The organism is Desulfosarcina cetonica JCM 12296, from assembly GCF_001311845.1.
Taxonomy (GTDB): domain Bacteria; phylum Desulfobacterota; class Desulfobacteria; order Desulfobacterales; family Desulfosarcinaceae; genus Desulfosarcina; species Desulfosarcina cetonica.
The window spans coordinates 1-16,975 of record NZ_BBCC01000148.1 but is presented as its reverse complement, the minus strand read 5'-3'; the positions used below and the strand labels follow the sequence as shown (position 1 = coordinate 16,975).

Sequence of the window (16,975 nt, the reverse complement as noted above, 5' to 3'; positions counted from 1 at the left end):
CGGGGTGGTCACCGCCTCGGCCCTGCGTTACCGTGCCGCACCGGACACGTCGTCGGCCGTTCTCGGCCTGTATCCACGGGGAACCGATCTGACGCTGCTGTGTCAGACCCACGGGACGTCCGTGCTGGGTGTCGACACGTGGTATCGTACCGCCGATGGTTTTGTATCGGGACGTTACGTATCGTTGACAGGGGCAGGCACGTTGGCGGCGTGCTAGGTCGGATGGCGTCTTGTTCACTTGCCGCATTGCGGCAATGACTTTCTGCTTCAGCCGAGAGCAGCCGTCGATGAATGTGAACGGAAAAATGTCAGACGGAGGAAAGGCAGATGAGAACGTTTGCGTCCCCAACCAAGAAAAAACTGCCGGCACGGTCGACCCATCCCTTTCGGCCGCCGGTTTACGGTCTTGACCGCGCCCGGCACGCCGGGACGATTCGCCACATCCTGGGCGCCTCCCGCATTCAACCCAAATTGACCGTGGGGGCACCCAACGACGCCTACGAGCAGGAGGCGGACCGGGTGGCCGATGCGGTGATGCGCATGCCGGACGAGGCCTTGGGCCGCCAACCGCTGGAAGAAGCGGCCCTGACCCAAGCCACGCCTGTCGGTTACGATGCCAACGGCCCTGATCTGCAGCGCCAGGCTGAAGAAGAAGAGGAGGAAGAACTCCTCCAACCCAAAAGCGAGGGCAGCGACCGTTTGCCGGTGACACCGGGCGCCGAGCGGGCGATCGCCGGCCGTCGAGGAACCGGTCAGCCCCTGCCGGCGGAGAGCCGGGCATTTTTCGAGCCGCGCCTGGGCCGGGATTTGAGCCGTGTTCGGGTCCACACCGGTGCCCAGGCGGCGTGCTTGGCCCGACAGATAGGCGCCCGCGCGTTCACTTTAGGGAGCGACATCTATTTCGGCAGTGGACGGTTTTCTCCCCAGACAGCGGCGGGCAAGCACCTGTTGGCCCACGAGCTAACCCATACGATCCAGCAACGCGGCGAGACGGCCGGCTGGGGGGCGGTCGTGCGTCGAATTCCCGGGGATGAAACCGATGCCGGCGAGGCCGAGGCCCCCACGCCGGTGCTGAGCAATCCCCGCTTTACCGGAAACCGCGCGCTGGAACGGATCCTGGACGGTCGGACGCCCCGGCTTTCGTCGGATCATGACGGCCGTAGAGGTGCCGTGTCCAAGGTGCAGCAGGCGCTCGTCGATCTGGGATTCGAGCTGCCCATGTACCGCGTCGACGGGCAGTATGGGGACGAGACCGTGGAAGCCATCCGTCAGTTTCGCGATCGATACGGTCCCTCGCCCGGAGACGAACTGGATGGTGCCACGCTGGCCGTCCTGGATCGCGTGGCCCCCGCGCCCGGCGAGCGGCACGAGCACACCGTTGATTACGACCGATTGCTGGCCGACGGCCGGTTGGACATCACCGTGGCCATTGGTGCCACCGATGAAACGGTCCTCCGTGAGACGCAGCCAGACGAATACGAAGAGACCGATCAACCCGTCGAGGCCCTGATGGCCGAGCGGTTCCGCACCTGGATGGAGGGGCAGGGGTTCAACCTTGAACTTTTTGGTCTGTCGGGCAACGAGTATTGGACGGCGACGCGCACCATTACGTGGACCGATGCCAGTGGTGCCGAACAGAGCCGGGAGGTGACCATCTGGATCAACCTCGTCGTTCCCGCCGCCGGGGCCGCCCGTGAATTCGGATACGGGCTCAGAGATGACGAGATCACCATCTACAATGGTCACGCCCGTTATGGCTCGGGGCCCGATTTTGACGCCAAGGCCAGTCCGCTGGAAAATTTCCGCATCGGCATCGACACTGCCCTCCAGGCCGCCGGCCGCCGAACCCGGGTGGAAGAGGCCCGCCATCACGGCGTCGCCATCGACGAGGAACACGATCTGCTCGACATGGTCCAGGGCGGCAGTTTTGATCCCAACCGTTATCGGGTGCTGTTCTTCCAAGCCTGCACCTCCGTGGCGTATCTGGACGAAATCCGTGAGCATGTGGGGAATCCGGCGGATGCCGATGTGATTGCCACCCGCCGGCCGGCGCGGTTTACCATCGTCGAGTCCGAGGTCCGCATGCGGGAAGTGCAGCGCTTTCTGGAAGGCATCTTTGCTGCCGAGTCGGTCGAAGCGATGATCAGCGACCTGAACGACATTCAGCGCGACCTCCATGATGGGGCAGGTGCCCGTTTTCCGCGAGGCGGCGTCTTTACCAGTTCGGGGATGGGCGACAATCCCCGGTCGCCATGACCCGGTCCTCATGAGAATCGATGTCGCGCGACGGTTCTAACCCGACAAGGGGGATGAAATGCGCTCAAAAAAATCCCATGCGATTTTCGGCATTGGACTGCCGCCACCCGTATTTTGTGTTTCTTTCTTCTTTTCATTGGTATTGGAGGACATATGTCCAATTCGCATGCCAATCCTTCTGAAACGGTCAAAAACCTGCGCAAGGCCAGGGAAGCGTACATCGATCATTTTCGCGCAACCGGTGAGCAACAGTTGGCCCGCGCGAGAGAAATTGAAAGCGCGCTTCAACGGCTTGTGAATCAATCCGATGCCAATATCCGGGCCCAGGCTTTGTTCGAGTTGGCCACCCTGCAACGCCTGACCAACCGGTTCGATCCCGCCATCGCCACGTTCCAGCAGGCGGTGAGGCTGGCGAGACAGACGCAAAACAAGGCGGTTGAATTTAACGCATGCATCGGCATTGCCCGTGCCCATGCCTATGGGACGCGCAATCATGGGGCTGCGGCGGCCGCCTTTGACCAGGCAGTGCATGCCGCCGGCGAACATCCCACGGAAAAACAACAGTATGATCTGGCCGATTACAATGCCCAATTAAATGCCGGTCGGGGAGAACTCGGCGCCGCGCTGCTTAGTGGCCTGGACGCCATCCAGTTTGCCCAAAGTCAGAGCGATCTTTATTATGCCCACCTGGACACGGGCGATGTTTTGCAAAAATTGGCCGAGAGCTGTGATTACCGTAAACTGATCGATGCAAAGTCCTTTGACGAACAGGATCCGTATGGGGCCTGCCGGCGCGCGGTGGAAGCGGCCGGAAGACACTACAGCGAAGCCGAGAAGATTGCCCAGATCCTTGGCTGGCGTTTTTTACAAAACCAAACGGCTGGGTTCAACAAACGGCTGGATATGCGCCTGATGCTGATCGGGCAAAAGGCCTCGTTTGAGAAAATCAGCCAATATGGCGTTTTTCAGGCCCAGCGACCGGAAGACGTCTTGGTCAATGATAAATTCGAGGCCGGCGCATCGACTTTATCCGGCAACGCGATGCTGCAAGCCTTGATCGGGATGGTGGTGCCAGGCGCTGAATCCGATGATCCACGATCGCTTTATCTTCTCGGTCTCAAGGCCGATTTGGCGGGCGACGCTGAAACGGCGCTCAAATTCTTTCAGCAAGCCAGCCAACTGCTTAGAGAGGAGCGTGCCAGTCTTTTCGACATCCGGCAGCGCGGAACCGTTCTGGAAAATCGTGTCGAGATCATTCGCGATCTGGCCACCCGACTTCTATCATTCAACCAGTATAACGATGCCTTTGTCGCCTTCGAATCCATGCGCTCCTACGGATTGGGGGTGCTGTCCACCGCCATCGAGCAGGCCCGACTGACCCCGGCCGAACGCCGTGTCCTATCCGATCTCGTCGGGTTGAGTTCTCAATTAAGCGCCAAGGAAAATCTTCTCGTGGAAGCGACCATCGCCGGCATGGACAGTGACCATACGGCCGAGCGCTTGAACGCCATCAGCGCCCTTCGCGGGCAACAGGCCGATTTGCTCCGTCAGCCGGAGACAACCCGGATCATCGAAAAGTTGTCCGACCCTAAATTGGTGATGGCGGATTTGAAAACATTCCGGCATGCCGTCAAAAAAGCCGGCATCCCGGTATTGCTTTACTGGGTGACGCACACCAACGTCATCGTCTGGCTGGTCACCCCGGATCACGATGACGTCAAGGCGGTCTTTCTGCGAGGTGGCCTTGACCGACAAAATCCAAAAACTCAGCCAGTCCATCGGCGATGCGGGTCACAGTGCCTTTGACACTCGTAGCGCGTGGGAGTTGCACACCTATCTGGTCAAGCCGTTTATGACCCATCTCAAGCAAAAGCAGATTCTGATCATCCCCCAAGGCGTGCTGGTGGGGCTTCCCTTCGAGGCGCTGATAGATGCCCAAACCGGTCGGTTCCTGATCGAGGATGTTGCCGTTTCCTACGCCCCCAGTGCCACCTTTGCCGTGAATGCCTTAGAAAGGGAAGTACTTCCGGTGAAGGCGATTTCAGCGCTCTATGACCCGATGATTGAAAACGAAACCAAAGAGATTTCAAAGATGGGTGCCCTAAGCGATCTTGAGGTCAACGCCGTCGCTTCCGCCGCATTGTCCAAGGATGATATTTTCAATTTGATCGAGCGCAATGCCAATATGCACATTCTCTTGCACGGCCAATACAGCACCGAAGACCCGTTGCAGTCCACCATCGAGATAACAGCGATGCCGGTGCGACGGTCCATCACGGCCGCCGAACTGCTCTCCGCGGATTGGGGAAAGACGAGGCTGGCGGTTTTCAGCTCCTGTGAAGGGGCCAGAGTTCAGACCCGCATCTCCAACGAGTTCTCCGGCATCTCCTGGGCCGTGCTGGCCGGTGGCGCGGATAACCTCGTGTTGAGTCGCTGGCGGGTCAGGGCGGAAAGCCATGCGGATTGGATGGAGACGTTTTATCGGTCACTCGCCTCAAAAAACCGATCTCCGGCGTTGGCCGCGGCCGATGCGATGCGCATGATGATTCAAAAAGGGCCATCGAATCCCTTTTTCTGGGCAGGACCGCAGGTGTTTGGGAAGTAAAACCCTATTGATGCACACGTAAAAAGTCGCTGATCCAAAGGATTCGCGTAACGCCGATATCGGGCTTCTTACGAATCCGTCCCTATTAGCAAAGGCACTCTATTGGAGATGATAGATCACGTCAAAAACCTCGCCACCATCCTGGGCACAGCCGCCACGGTCGCCTATATCTCGGGATATCTTGTCTTGCGCGCCCGGGCCAATGCACTGGGAACCGATCCGGGGTTCACGCTCGTGGACGAAGCCTATGTGTTTGCCGGTTTTCGATTTGTTTTTGTAACGCTTGTCGTGGCGTTATGCCTGAGTCCGGTTTTCCTGGGGATCCACTTTTTGAGACAATGGCTCGGCGGGCATCTGTCTTCTTTCTGGCTTAGCTTGGGGCAGTGGTTTTTGCTGATTGTGCTGGCCATGGTGGCGCTGGCTTCACTGAAAATTCTCGCCATCAAGGGGCTGCTGCTCGATCCCGGCGCATTGCAGCCGAATACCAAACTGATGGGGGCGGTTATGGGGACGCAAACGGCTTATGGCGTACTGTTTACCTTTGGGCTGGTCTTTGTGACAATGGTATCCGTCTATTGGTTAAAGGCGCGCTTTTCTTCTCCTCCGGACCCGTTGACCTGGGGCCTTTATCTCGTGCTTGCCCTTTTTGTTTTCATCCTGCCCATTTACCATGGCGCCTTGTTTGCCGATCGTAAAGTGCGCGTGTTGGCCGACGTGCCGAAGGCCGTTAAAAACATGGTTGAACCCATCGGCATCGTGGATCACACCAAGGATCACAAAACCTTGTTTGGTAATGATTCCAAAGGCCTGCCGTCATTGACCATCGTTAAACATGATGATCTTTATGGGCATTCGGTTCAAGCGGTCATCTCATTGCGTCAATTCGTCAACCGTTTAGCGACGCAACGGATCGCGTTGGCGTCCCCGTCAAGCGTTGAAAACAACCTGGAGAGACAAATGGCCACCACCGTATCGGATGGCGTTAAAGGCGCCCAGAAAAGTTTTTTCAAAGCGTTAATCGACCAGCTGCATATGGCTTTTGAATCCATTGGCTCGCTGGGCAATAGCGTTGTCCAGGCGGGACAACTTTGGTCGGTGCGAATCGATGACGCCGGTCAGGCATCCCAACCGAAGCGGTTGGGAAAGCTGAATCATCTGGCCTGGCCGGTGATGCATCCGGACGGCAAAACCGTCTATGCCCTGCAAGAGGGGGTAGTGGTCAAACTGACCGATGATTTTCAGGCCACCGAGATGGTTAACGCTGAAGGTTACTGGATCAAACTCTTGGGGGTGACTACGGATGGTACGCTCATGGGGCTGATTTATGCGGATAACCAGGCCAAACTTGCAAGGGTCGATGGTACCGGAAAACTGCAGGTGCTGCCGGAATCCGATCTGCCCGAGGATCAATCCAACCTTGCCAGGCTCCTGCAGGAATCAAGGCCTATACGGATGACCGGGTGCTGGCTGTCGACCGGTCGAAGCGCGGTGGCCGTGGGTTTGATGTCTATTTCAAACGCGGCGATCACGCCATCAACCTCAGCGATTGCGGGGATGACAGTTGCGGCCAGGCCTCGTTCGCCCATGATTTTCGGACGGTCCTGTTTGTTCGGCAGCCGCGTTTTTAAGAACACTGCAGGCATCGATAGGGGTGCCCGGAATCATTTAAAATCTCAAATCATAACCCACATGTCGGGATTTCCCACCATCGCCGAATGCTTTCCACTGCAAAATCCGCCGTATCGTGGTCAATATGGGGTTTGTTTAGATATGGGGAAAATGGCAATACCCTTGGCGAAAACTTTTTCCGTTTCGTGAGCTAACCTCTAACGACCAACTAACAATCTATCGGCAACAATGATCTACGTTCAACGAGATCGAATTGTCTCCATATCGTACCATTAGATACCTCTTTCAGCATTGCTCCATCGGTTCCTTTGTTGGCGCAAGATGTTTTTCTTGCGGACCAAGAAGCCGAATCGCCATGCAGTCGTCTCCTTCGCGATTCGGGCTTCTTGTATTTCAGACCTGGGTGATAGACGACCAACAGAAAGGCTTATGGCATGCACGATTGGAAAAAAGACGTGGGATTCGGAATGGGTTCTTGGCTGGCCTCTGCCATGGTGTTGGTCAGCTTGCTTTTGTTGCCGGTGGGCAGATCGCAGGCCCTTGAGGTCAGCATTGAGACATCGAACCCGGAGGTCGCCGAGCAAAGCCAGTTTGAAATCGCGATCTATGCCGACGACGCCTCCGATCTGATTAGCATGGGCGTTGCCGTTACCTTTGATCCGGATATCTTGAGGGTAATCACGGCAACCAAAAATCAGGACCCGACGACCGGATTTATTCTGGACCCGGATGGCGATCCCGGAACCACGGCCGACCAGATCAGTGAACCGGCGGTAAAGATCGACAACACCGCCGGCACGGTCACCATGGTCGGCGGCCGCATGATGGGATCAACCACCACCGGGCTTTCCGGCAAGGTCCTGCTGGGAAGCATTACCTTCGAGGGGCTCCAAATCGGATCGAGCAACATCCATGTTGACCTGGCCAACTATCATCCCGAGCACCCGGCCAAAACCTTCGCCAATTTCGTCACCATCACCGGCACGGTGGACGAGCCCACCAACCTGGGCGACCTGGCCGCCATTGCGATTCTGAGCGATCAGGATCTGGATGGCCTGCCCGACAGTCACGAGACCGGCATATACGGCACGGATCCGTCTCTGGCCGACACCGATGGCGATGGCATCGATGACGGCGAAGAGCTGGCCGCCTGGGATGCCCTGGACTGCTCCGGCCTGGGCTGCGGCGGCTGCTGGGATTGCGATATCGACAACGATGGACAGGCCAACAACCTCTTGGATGCGGATGCCGACGGTGATGGTTTTCTGGATGGCGAGGAACTGCTGGCCGGATACGATCCCGCCGATGCCGGCGACCACCCGGCAGCCACAGCCGTGCCGGCCCTCAATGCGTTTGGCATTCTGATGGCGATAATTTTACTCATTGGGGTAGCTGTTATGAGTGAGAAAAAGGGCTCATCCGGAATACGCCGGCACGAATCTTTTTTCTTAAAATGGTTGTCTTCTTTGTTGTCATGGCGTCCGCCGGTTCCGGTTATGCGGCCGGATCGTTTTATTATTACGAGACGTATGAAGACGCCCAGTCGGCCATTACCGATTTTGAAAACAGCTATTCTGACCATTTGCGGGCCTCAAATTACGCCATTTATGGTTCCTGCCCTGCATCCAACCCCGATGACTACCAGGGTGAATACCTTCAGCTGATCCGGTATTTTCCCTACAGCACGGTCGAACGCAATTTTGTCTGGGGATGCGGCGCCTGTGCCGATCCGCTAACGGTGCCATACGATGCGGATGGCGATCGAACCCCGGATTGTAACGACAACTGCCCCGACGATGCCACGAAGACCGAGCCCGGGATCTGTGGCTGCGGCGTTGCCGAGAACACAGATGATACTGATGATGACGGTGTTATCGATTGCCTCGACAGCTGTCCGGCGATCAAGGGAAACGCCTCGGATGGATGCCGTCATCTTTACTTGGATCAAGGGCGGGATCCCAAGGCGCCGATGCTGGCCTGCGCCATTGTTTCCGAGAAGGGGAACCCCACATCCATCTATACCGGCAACAAAATAGAATCGGAAAAAGATCTCCGGTTTAATTCTCCCTTCGCCGGCGGATTGACCTTCAAACGTTTTTACAACAGCCAGAGTGAAGATTCGAGCCCCATGGGCTACGGCTGGACCCATGGGTTTAATATCCGCCTGCTCCCCGAGTCCGATTATCTCGTGATTGTGGATGAAACCGGTTTCGGACGCTACTTCAGCGAGGATTCGTCCACCGGCGACATTACTGCCGTGTTCGGTGAGCGGACGGAGCTTTCATCCGCTACCGGCGATTACATCTGGCAACGTGAGGATGGCCGCACCTACACCTTTGACGCGAGCACTTACCAGTTACTCCATGTCGACGACCCCAACGGCAACCGCCAGACCCTGACCTACAATGCCAACGATCCCAGCCTGCTGGACAGCGTGCTGGACGAAGCCAGCGGCCGCATCTTGGAATTCAGCTATACCAACGGACTGCTCACCACCATCCATCTTTACTCAGGTGCCGTCGACGGCGGCGTCCAGGTGACCTACGGCCACGATGCCGACGGCAACCTCACCACGGTGACTCTCGCCGACGGATCGGGTTTTGTCTATGCATACAACGACACGAATGGCGACCCAAACAACCTGACTCAAAAAACCGACGCCGCCGGTCATCTGCTATCCACCTGGTCCTACGACGCCCAGGATCGTTGTTACGCCAACGTGACCGGGGACGGCCGGGGCGTTACCATGGATTACGACACCACTCCCGATGCCGTCATCGTCACCGATGCCTACGGCGCATCCAAGACCTATTATCTCGCCACCATCACCGGCCGCAAGCGCATCGCCAGCGTGACCGGCGAGTCCGGCTGCAGCACCTGTGTCGAGGAGCCGATCCGCTGGGAGTACGATGAGAACTTGAATGTGACCGAGATCGAATACGCCAATGGCCGGATCGACCAGTTCAGCAATTTTGACGACAGGGGCAATGCCGGTACGACCGTTCAGGCCGCCGGTACCGCCGATGCAAGAACCATCACCACCACCTGGCATCCGACGCTCAATCTGCCGTTGACCCGCACGGAGGCCAGCGTCCTGGGCACAGGCAACAAAGTCACCACCTGGGACTTTGATGACGACGGCAACACCGTGCCCAACGAGAGCGTCACCTCCCGGGTTTATCGATTGGTGATCAACGGTTATACCCAGGACGCAACCGGTACCGTCGTGTCCGTGGAATCCATCACCGGCTTAGACTACGATGCCCACGGCCAATTACTCAGCGTCGATGGCCCGCTAACCGGCACGGCGGATACCACGGCCTTTGGTTACGATTCGACCACCGGCGATCTCTTGACCGTTACGCGGCCAGTCTCGGGCACCACCACCTTCAGCGGTTATGACGCCATGGGCCGTCCCGGACAGGCCACAGACCCCAACCAGAATGCCGTCGCCTGCACCTATGACGGTCGGGGGCGGCTTTCCACCCTGACCCGGTTGTGGGACAGCGCCGTTACGAGCGTCACTTACACCCTGGCCGGCAAACCGGATACGGTCAGCCTGCCCAATGGCATGAGCCTCACCTATACCTATGAGTCGGTGTACGGCCGGCTGACCGGCATCACCGACGCCCTGGGCAATAAAGTCGGCTATGATTACGACGATCAGGGCAATGTGATCGAAACCGGCAACTACCTGCCCTCGGATGTTCAGATCTACCTGGAGCGCTTCGATTACCAGTACCCGGACCGGCCGGGCAAGCTGTGGAAGCGGATCAATCCGGACGACAGCTTCTTCGAATACGCCTACGATGCCATGGGCAACCCGAGCCAGGTCACCGATCCGGAAGGCAAGATCACGACCTTTGGCCATGACCTATTCAACCGGCCGGAAAGCATGGTTCAGCCTGGGACTGTCACCACCGGCTATGATTATGACCGCCAAGGCAACCTGATATCGATGACCGATCCCGGATCCCACACCACCACTTATGGGGTCGACGACCTCGGTCGCACGGTGGAAACCGTTTCGCCGGATACCGGGACGACACGCTTTGCCTTCGATGCCGCCGGCAACCTGGTCTCGAAGACCGATGCAAAGGGGATCACCATCACGTTCGCCTATGACGACGAGTACCGGCTGACCGGGATCGCCTACCCGGATGCGACCGAGGACGTGACCTATACCCATGACCAGGGAACCAACGGCATGGGCCGGCTCACCGGCATGACCGATGCCAGCGGCAGCTACACCTATGGCTGGGACGAGGCCGGCAATTTGGTTTCCGAAGAGAAAACCATCAACGGTGTGACCTATACCACCGGCTATGCCTATGATGCTGTAAGCCTGCTGGTCCAGATGACCTATCCCAACGGCATGCAGGTTGTCTGGCAGCGGGATGCCGCCGGCGATGTTAGCCAGGTGACCGCCACCTATGACGGGGTCGATACCGTGCTGGCCAACAGTGCCGGCTATCTACCCTTCGGTCCCCTCCAGACCATGACCCTGGGCAACGGCATCAGCGTCAACCGGTCCTTCGATCTGCTCTACCGCCGATCCGCCGATGTCGATGCCGGCATCCAGGACCGGACTTACGGCTTCGATCTGGTGGGCAACGTCACCACGGTGACCGACAACCTGAACTCCACCCGCAGCCAGAGCTTCGGGTATGACGACCTGTACCGGCTCACCGATGCCGGCGGGATTCTGGGGACCATCGCTTATACGCTGGACGACACGGGCAACCGCCTGACCCGCTCCATCGATAGCACCACGGAGACCTTCGCCTATGAGAGCGGCACCAACCGGCTGGATACGATCACCGGTTCGGAAAGCGTGGATATTGCCACCGATGCCAACGGCAACATCGTCACCTACGGAACCCGCACCCTGACCTACAACCAGGCCAACCGATTGATCCAGGTCGAGGACGGCGGGGCGGTCCTCGGCGCCTACACATACAGCGCCGACGGCCGGCGGATGACCAAGGTGGCCGGCGGCGTCACGACCGCGTACCACTATAACATTGCCGGACACCTGGTCGGTGAAACCACCGACGGCGGAAAGACTTATCGCGCCTACGTCTACCTCAACGATGAACCCCTGGCCATGGTCGTCACCCGTACCGGCGATCAGGACGACGACGGCGACATCGACGGTCAGGACCTTGCCCTGTTCATTTCGCATTTCGGTCCAAGCTGCAGCGGCGATGCCTGCGACAGCGACTTCAACGGCGACGGTAATGTGGATGCGACCGACCTGCAGGTGTTCGCCGGAGCGTTCGGTCACACGGCCGCGGATGTTTATTATTACCACACCGACCACCTGGGCACGCCCCAACGCATAACCGACGCAAATGCCAATGTGGTGTGGGCCGCCGACGCCCTGCCCTTTGGCGAGGTTGACATTGCCGTCGGTTCGGTCGAGAATAATTTGCGGTTTGCGGGCCAGTATTTTGATGCCGAAACCGGACTGCATTACAACTACCATCGGTATTATGATCCGGCTACCGGGCGGTATCTGACGGCTGACCCGATTGGGTTGGCTGGGGGGATTAACCTCTATAATTACGTAAGTGGCAGTCCGGTTAATCTGGTTGATCCATACGGTTTAGACCCAGTCACTGCCGCGATGATATCCTCAGGCATGAGTTCAGGGCTCGGGGTCGGAGCAGCGAATTACAATCAGTCACAACAAGCAAATAAGCAGATAGCCGATGCTTTATGGAAAACATCAACTCTTAATCCTGAAAATCCTCTTAAGGCACTTAAATGGCTATCAGATTCGAATTCTAATGACGCCCCTAACCCAAATATTGATCCTGGCGGTTCATGTCCAAATGGAGATGATCCTGAAGATGATAAGCAACTTGACGAAATGGCGGAACATGCAAAAGAGAGAGGACGTTTTAAGGGATGGTCAAATGATGAAATCCGTCAGGTAATTAAAGAGTCAATGAATAGAGCAACAAAAGATGGTACAGTTCGCGATTTATTAGATGGACGGAGAGCCTATTTCGACAGATTAACTGGAAGGCTATCAATAAAAAATCCAACTCCAGGAAATCCTTCAACAAGCTATTTGCCTGATCGAGGAGAGAGTTATTTTTGGAGTTTGAAGTAAAAAAGGATTCTATTGTAATGGATCTTAATAAACTGTCAGAAGACCAAAAAAAGGCAATTCATCAATGCATCAATGCATTAATATACGGACCATTCATTCCAAAAAAATTGATCCATACATTAACGGGAATTGATCCGTCTGAATATGTAAGTTTTTTAAATAGATGGAATTATCACAAAGAAATTAAAGAAGAACATAAAAAATATATATACCAAGCTCTATTACAACTATTATGGTATCCTCATAATCGATTCGATGTTTGGTCAGATTATATTTCATACCCAAAGGAAAGTATAGAAAAAGTATTTTTGAACTTTGAAGGTGTTGAAAAACAAAAACCCAAAGCATGGAATGGAATAATTCAAGGATACTTTACACCAAAAGCGCAATTGTTATGGGATAATATCCCCAATGAAATACAGCAATCAATTTTAACAAATGTATGGTGTCAAAATTGCGATAAGACAACGATAATTACCAATTATGAAGGTGGATTAGATGAATTGGGCCGTCTTTCAATTTATGGGAAATGTGCTAAATGCTTTAAAAATATTGAAACGATATATGAAATCAGAGATGGGCAAACTGGGAGCAAACAGGAATAAAAATATAAGTCTCACATAAAAAACTGACAAACGGCTGTTAAGGAGTTTTTTCTTTCCTTTAACGGCCGTTTTTTTCGCATCCGTCGTTACTCATTAAACATCGATAATCCCTTGAGCCCCCGGCGAATATCGCATAGCCTGGGGATGGCTCTTTGACATGCGATCCCGCGCCCGGGGGCAAAAAACAGCTCTATGGGGCTCGAAAAGCGTATCCGAATATTAGCGGGCCAATATTTTGATGCCGAAACCGGACTGCATTACAACTACCACCGGTATTATGATCCGGCCAACGGAAGGTACCTTACTCCGGACCCCTTTGGTTTGGCTGGTGGGATCAACCTATTCTCGTATGTAGGTGGCAATCCGGTTAATCTGGTTGATCCATTCGGCTTATTTGAGTGGAAATATTTCAATGGTGCTTTAGCTTCTGGGGGACGACTTGTCGCACATGGTTTTTTCCAACCTGCTATAGAGGGCGCCGGAGGTATTTTTACAGTTTCCGAAGTAACAGAAAGTGCAATTCAAAGGAAATTAAATAGAATTTCCACACCAGCAGATCCAGCGGCAATAAAGAATTTTGCTATTCACTTGCTTGCATTTGGTGGAGCTGAAATCGCCGAAATGAATTATTGGGCACTTGAATTATTGTCGAGAAGTGCCGAAGATGCCTATTTTGGTTGCGATGAAAAAAATTACGGTTTATCTGATTTTTTTAAGAAATACAGAATTAAAGCGAGCGATGATTCTAATGAGCTCAGGGATAAAATCAATAACTTCGTTTCAGGCGGGATTAAGAATGAAACATGGATTACTATATCAAGAAGAATCAATAGTGACATAGGAACGATAAATAAAAGCATAATTGCAGAAGAATTTGGAAAATTTTTATACAATGTTAATGGACTTTCAAACCAATAGAATTTATAGAACTATTTCTTAAATGAAAATTATAAAATATATCTTAATCTTAAACATTCATTTTTTCAGTTTGATCTTCCTATACATTTTATTAGAAAGTTTTCTGCCTGATCCTATCGAAAGTACTAATCTTTTTTCAGCAGTTTGGTTTCTTTGTATAGGATTAGGACTATGGTTGTCCCACCATATATCAAAAAGGTTGGTTTTTAAGGGATTGACATGGGTAGATTCGATAAAAGATTTATTCTCAAACCCACAAATTATATAGCCATTAATTAAATAACAATATGGCCGCATCCTTATCTTTCGCATTTCGCTCTTTGAAAACAGCACTATAGGGGCTCGAAAAGTCCATCCGAATATTAGCGGGCCAATATTTTGATGCCGAAACCGGACTGCATTACAACTACCATCGGTATTATGATCCGGCTACCGGAAGGTACCTGACGGCTGACCCGATTGGGTTGGCTGGGGGGATTAATCTATACAATTACGTAGGTGGTAATCCGGTTAATCTGGTTGATCCGTATGGGCTAAAATATGCGGAACAATATGCTGCATCCGGTGCAATAGCGGGAACGGGAATAGTTGCTGCTGGATCGATTGTTGTGGATGCAGCCACTGGTGGCCTGAATATATTAGCAACTCCTGCCGAGTTGGCTGGTGGCGCCGCATTAGGAAGTGCTTTAGGCTACGGAATCGGTTCGATCGCAGATTGGTGGATGGGCGAAGGTAACGGTGATAGTTGCCAATCAAGTGGTTCAGAATCAACACCAGGAATGCCCGATCCTGACGATGATGACCCTATTATATTTCGAGGAAAAAAGGTTAACAAAGACCTTGCCAACAGATTAGGTATCGATAGACACCGTCTAAGAGAATCTATTCATAAAATAAAATATAATGCCGGTCACGGCGGAAGAGATAATGTTAACATAACAAGATCTGGTAATGTCTTCAGTCAGAAAAGCGGCGAATATATAGGGAACGTTTTTGACGAACTAACTTTTAGGTGAAAGCAATATGAAAGACGAACATTTAGAAAATCCAAATTGTGATGAAACATACGCCGGATTTAGGATAAGCGGTGACTTCCTTGATCCAGTCGAAATCACAAATCAGTTGCATATTAGTCCGAGTTTTTCATGTATGAAAGGTGATGAGATTAACAGTCGTGGAGGAAAAATTACACGGCCAACTGGAATATGGTCATTAGAATCAAAAGAAAAGGTTAAATCAACAAGCCTAGAACTCCATTTAAAGCAACTTGTTGAACAGCTTGAACCGGTGAGAGCAAATTTGGTTAAATATATAGAAGATTCAGATACCCGAGTGGATATTGTTTGTTTTTGGGCTTCTGCAACAGGCCATGGCGGACCAATATTGTCCAGAGATATATTGTCCAGAATATCATGCTTATGTGAAAATATCAGCTTTGACTTTTATGGTCCGGTTGATGATTAATCCTGAAAAGCCAGGTTGGGATTAAAGGGGACAGCCATAAAATTATAAGTTGCTCCACCATTGGATAATAAGCGGATCGTTGGTAATCAGGGGAAGACCGAGATATCTGGTGGTGGCGGCGATCAACCGGTCGTGCAGCTCGAAGATATCGTCGATCTCGGAGGCCGTTTTGAGGATCTCGAAGCTGAGCGGTTAGAACTGATAGTTTCGGCTTCCCATCACGTCCTCGGTTTGGTTTCGGGCATCAGAAAAACCCATAAACATTGAAAAGATAATTTACTCTATTGAAAGTTATGTTATTTTTTTTCGTGGAAAAATTGCATAGATGCTCCGTAATTCTATAAACAATAGTCCCAAGGCCCGAAAGGCGTTGAATTCATTCGCATGGACGTTTCTAATGGCGGCCGCCCTGACCGTCATCCCCGTCAGCCTGATCCCGGAACCCTGGTACAGGCCCCTCAATCAACTCACGGCAAGCTTGGCGGGGAACCTCATAAGGCTTATGGGAACCGATCCGGTTGTCCGGAGCACGCATATCAGCCTTGGCGACTTCAGCGTTAATGTCATTTCCGAATGTTCGGCTGTTCATTTGATCGCCCTTTATGCCGCATTTATTTACGCCTTTCCGACGGGCCGCCCTCAAAAATGGGTTGGCTTCGGGGCAGGCGTGGCCATGATTTTAAGCGTCAATATTATCCGGGTCGCAGCGGTAACGATGATCGGCCGTTATTCCCTGAAATTATTCGAAGTGTCCCATATCTATTTGGGCCAGTTGGGCATGCTGGCGACCGTTGTCTTCATCTGTCTTTTCTGGTGCCGGTGGGCGTCCGACCCCGATGCTTTCGACGGTCCGGCAGGCTATTTCCTGAGATTCCTTCTTTTCTCCTGCCTGCCGTTTCTTCTCTGGCTGCCTTTAAACAGAGCATATCAAAAAGTTATAGACGGTTTTGTCGAAAAATTGTTTTCCGCTGCATCATATACCCTCACCATTCCGCGCACCCACTCTTTTACTACCAAACTTTCAGCTTCATCACTTTGGTTGGACTGCTATTCGCGGTCAAGAAGGCAAAACTTTCAACTCGGTTGTGCTGGTTGTTTTACGGATTTTCCATGGCGACTCTGTTTCAAATCATTTTCCGGATATGCAATGTTTGGATATCGGCATTTCGCATCCAATGGGCAACAATCGTTTCCCAAGCGGTCTATGTTTTGTGCGTTCATGCATTACCTCTGATCATCGGATTGTTGTTTCTGATGAAGGTTCGGGCTGAACGGGGGGCGAGCGAATAATAAAGGATTATATCTAAACAAACCCCAATATCGTTTACGCTAACAGGTTGACCCCGTAGCCCGAAAATTGCTAATTGTAGAAAAATT

Annotated in this window: 13 protein-coding genes; all 13 read left to right on the top strand. The window is 53.3% G+C overall.

Annotated elements, in window-relative coordinates:
* On the top strand, positions 1-217 hold a 217-nt coding region (locus JCM12296_RS36985), incomplete at its 5' end, for an SH3 domain-containing protein (protein ID WP_157067878.1).
* Positions 218-327: 110 nt separating this feature from the next.
* The gene (locus JCM12296_RS24920) at positions 328-2,256 is read left to right on the top strand and encodes an eCIS core domain-containing protein (RefSeq protein ID WP_054699002.1); all 1,929 of its coding nucleotides are present in this window, start codon (positions 328-330) and stop codon (positions 2,254-2,256) included.
* Positions 2,257-2,409: 153 nt separating this feature from the next.
* Complete coding sequence (locus tag JCM12296_RS24915) at positions 2,410-4,062, top strand: hypothetical protein (protein WP_054699000.1); 1,653 nt, start codon at positions 2,410-2,412, stop codon at positions 4,060-4,062.
* Positions 4,001-4,861 carry a CHAT domain-containing protein gene (locus JCM12296_RS24910; RefSeq protein ID WP_172684086.1) on the top strand — a complete coding sequence of 287 codons (861 nt, stop codon included), beginning with the start codon at positions 4,001-4,003 and terminating at the stop codon, positions 4,859-4,861. Before JCM12296_RS24915 ends, JCM12296_RS24910 begins: the two co-directional genes overlap by 62 nt.
* A 234-nt stretch (positions 4,862-5,095) precedes the next feature.
* Positions 5,096-6,679 carry a phosphatase PAP2 family protein gene (locus JCM12296_RS45595; RefSeq protein ID WP_246804834.1) on the top strand — a complete coding sequence of 528 codons (1,584 nt, stop codon included), beginning with the start codon at positions 5,096-5,098 and terminating at the stop codon, positions 6,677-6,679.
* Between the two features lie 245 nt (positions 6,680-6,924).
* Entirely contained in the window at positions 6,925-8,154 is a 1,230-nt protein-coding gene (locus JCM12296_RS45590) for a cohesin domain-containing protein (RefSeq protein WP_054698995.1), read from the top strand.
* Positions 8,155-8,459: 305 nt separating this feature from the next.
* Positions 8,460-12,611, top strand: coding sequence for an RHS repeat-associated core domain-containing protein (locus JCM12296_RS24895; protein ID WP_246804835.1), 4,152 nt, complete (start codon positions 8,460-8,462; stop codon positions 12,609-12,611).
* Complete coding sequence (locus tag JCM12296_RS24890; RefSeq protein ID WP_157067877.1) at positions 12,596-13,216, top strand: hypothetical protein; 621 nt, start codon at positions 12,596-12,598, stop codon at positions 13,214-13,216. Before JCM12296_RS24895 ends, JCM12296_RS24890 begins: the two co-directional genes overlap by 16 nt.
* Positions 13,217-13,408: 192 nt before the next feature.
* Complete coding sequence (locus JCM12296_RS24885) at positions 13,409-14,134, top strand: RHS repeat-associated core domain-containing protein (protein ID WP_054698989.1); 726 nt, start codon at positions 13,409-13,411, stop codon at positions 14,132-14,134.
* A 353-nt stretch (positions 14,135-14,487) separates the two neighbouring features.
* Positions 14,488-15,150 carry an RHS repeat-associated core domain-containing protein gene (locus JCM12296_RS48115; protein ID WP_083456494.1) on the top strand — a complete coding sequence of 221 codons (663 nt, stop codon included), beginning with the start codon at positions 14,488-14,490 and terminating at the stop codon, positions 15,148-15,150.
* Between the two features lie 7 nt (positions 15,151-15,157).
* Positions 15,158-15,598 carry a DUF4279 domain-containing protein gene (locus JCM12296_RS36975; protein ID WP_083456493.1) on the top strand — a complete coding sequence of 147 codons (441 nt, stop codon included), beginning with the start codon at positions 15,158-15,160 and terminating at the stop codon, positions 15,596-15,598.
* A gap of 60 nt (positions 15,599-15,658) precedes the next feature.
* Entirely contained in the window at positions 15,659-15,865 is a 207-nt protein-coding gene (locus JCM12296_RS24880; protein ID WP_054698988.1) for a hypothetical protein, read from the top strand.
* A gap of 130 nt (positions 15,866-15,995) precedes the next feature.
* Positions 15,996-16,832 carry an exosortase/archaeosortase family protein gene (locus tag JCM12296_RS24875; RefSeq protein ID WP_054698986.1) on the top strand — a complete coding sequence of 279 codons (837 nt, stop codon included), beginning with the start codon at positions 15,996-15,998 and terminating at the stop codon, positions 16,830-16,832.
* Positions 16,833-16,975: the final 143 nt, after the last annotated feature.

What these genes read in the sequence shown, in the direction of transcription:
- JCM12296_RS24920 (WP_054699002.1), top strand. Translation starts at nt 328, where the DNA reads ATGAGAACGTTTGCGTCCCCAACCAAGAAAAAACTGCCGGCACGGTCG.
- JCM12296_RS24915 (WP_054699000.1), top strand. Translation starts at nt 2,410, where the DNA reads ATGTCCAATTCGCATGCCAATCCTTCTGAAACGGTCAAAAACCTGCGC.
- JCM12296_RS45590 (WP_054698995.1), top strand. Translation starts at nt 6,925, where the DNA reads ATGCACGATTGGAAAAAAGACGTGGGATTCGGAATGGGTTCTTGGCTG.
- JCM12296_RS24895 (WP_246804835.1), top strand. Translation starts at nt 8,460, where the DNA reads ATGCTGGCCTGCGCCATTGTTTCCGAGAAGGGGAACCCCACATCCATC.
- JCM12296_RS24885 (WP_054698989.1), top strand. Translation starts at nt 13,409, where the DNA reads ATGGGGCTCGAAAAGCGTATCCGAATATTAGCGGGCCAATATTTTGAT.
- JCM12296_RS36975 (WP_083456493.1), top strand. Translation starts at nt 15,158, where the DNA reads ATGAAAGACGAACATTTAGAAAATCCAAATTGTGATGAAACATACGCC.
- JCM12296_RS24875 (WP_054698986.1), top strand. Translation starts at nt 15,996, where the DNA reads ATGGCGGCCGCCCTGACCGTCATCCCCGTCAGCCTGATCCCGGAACCC.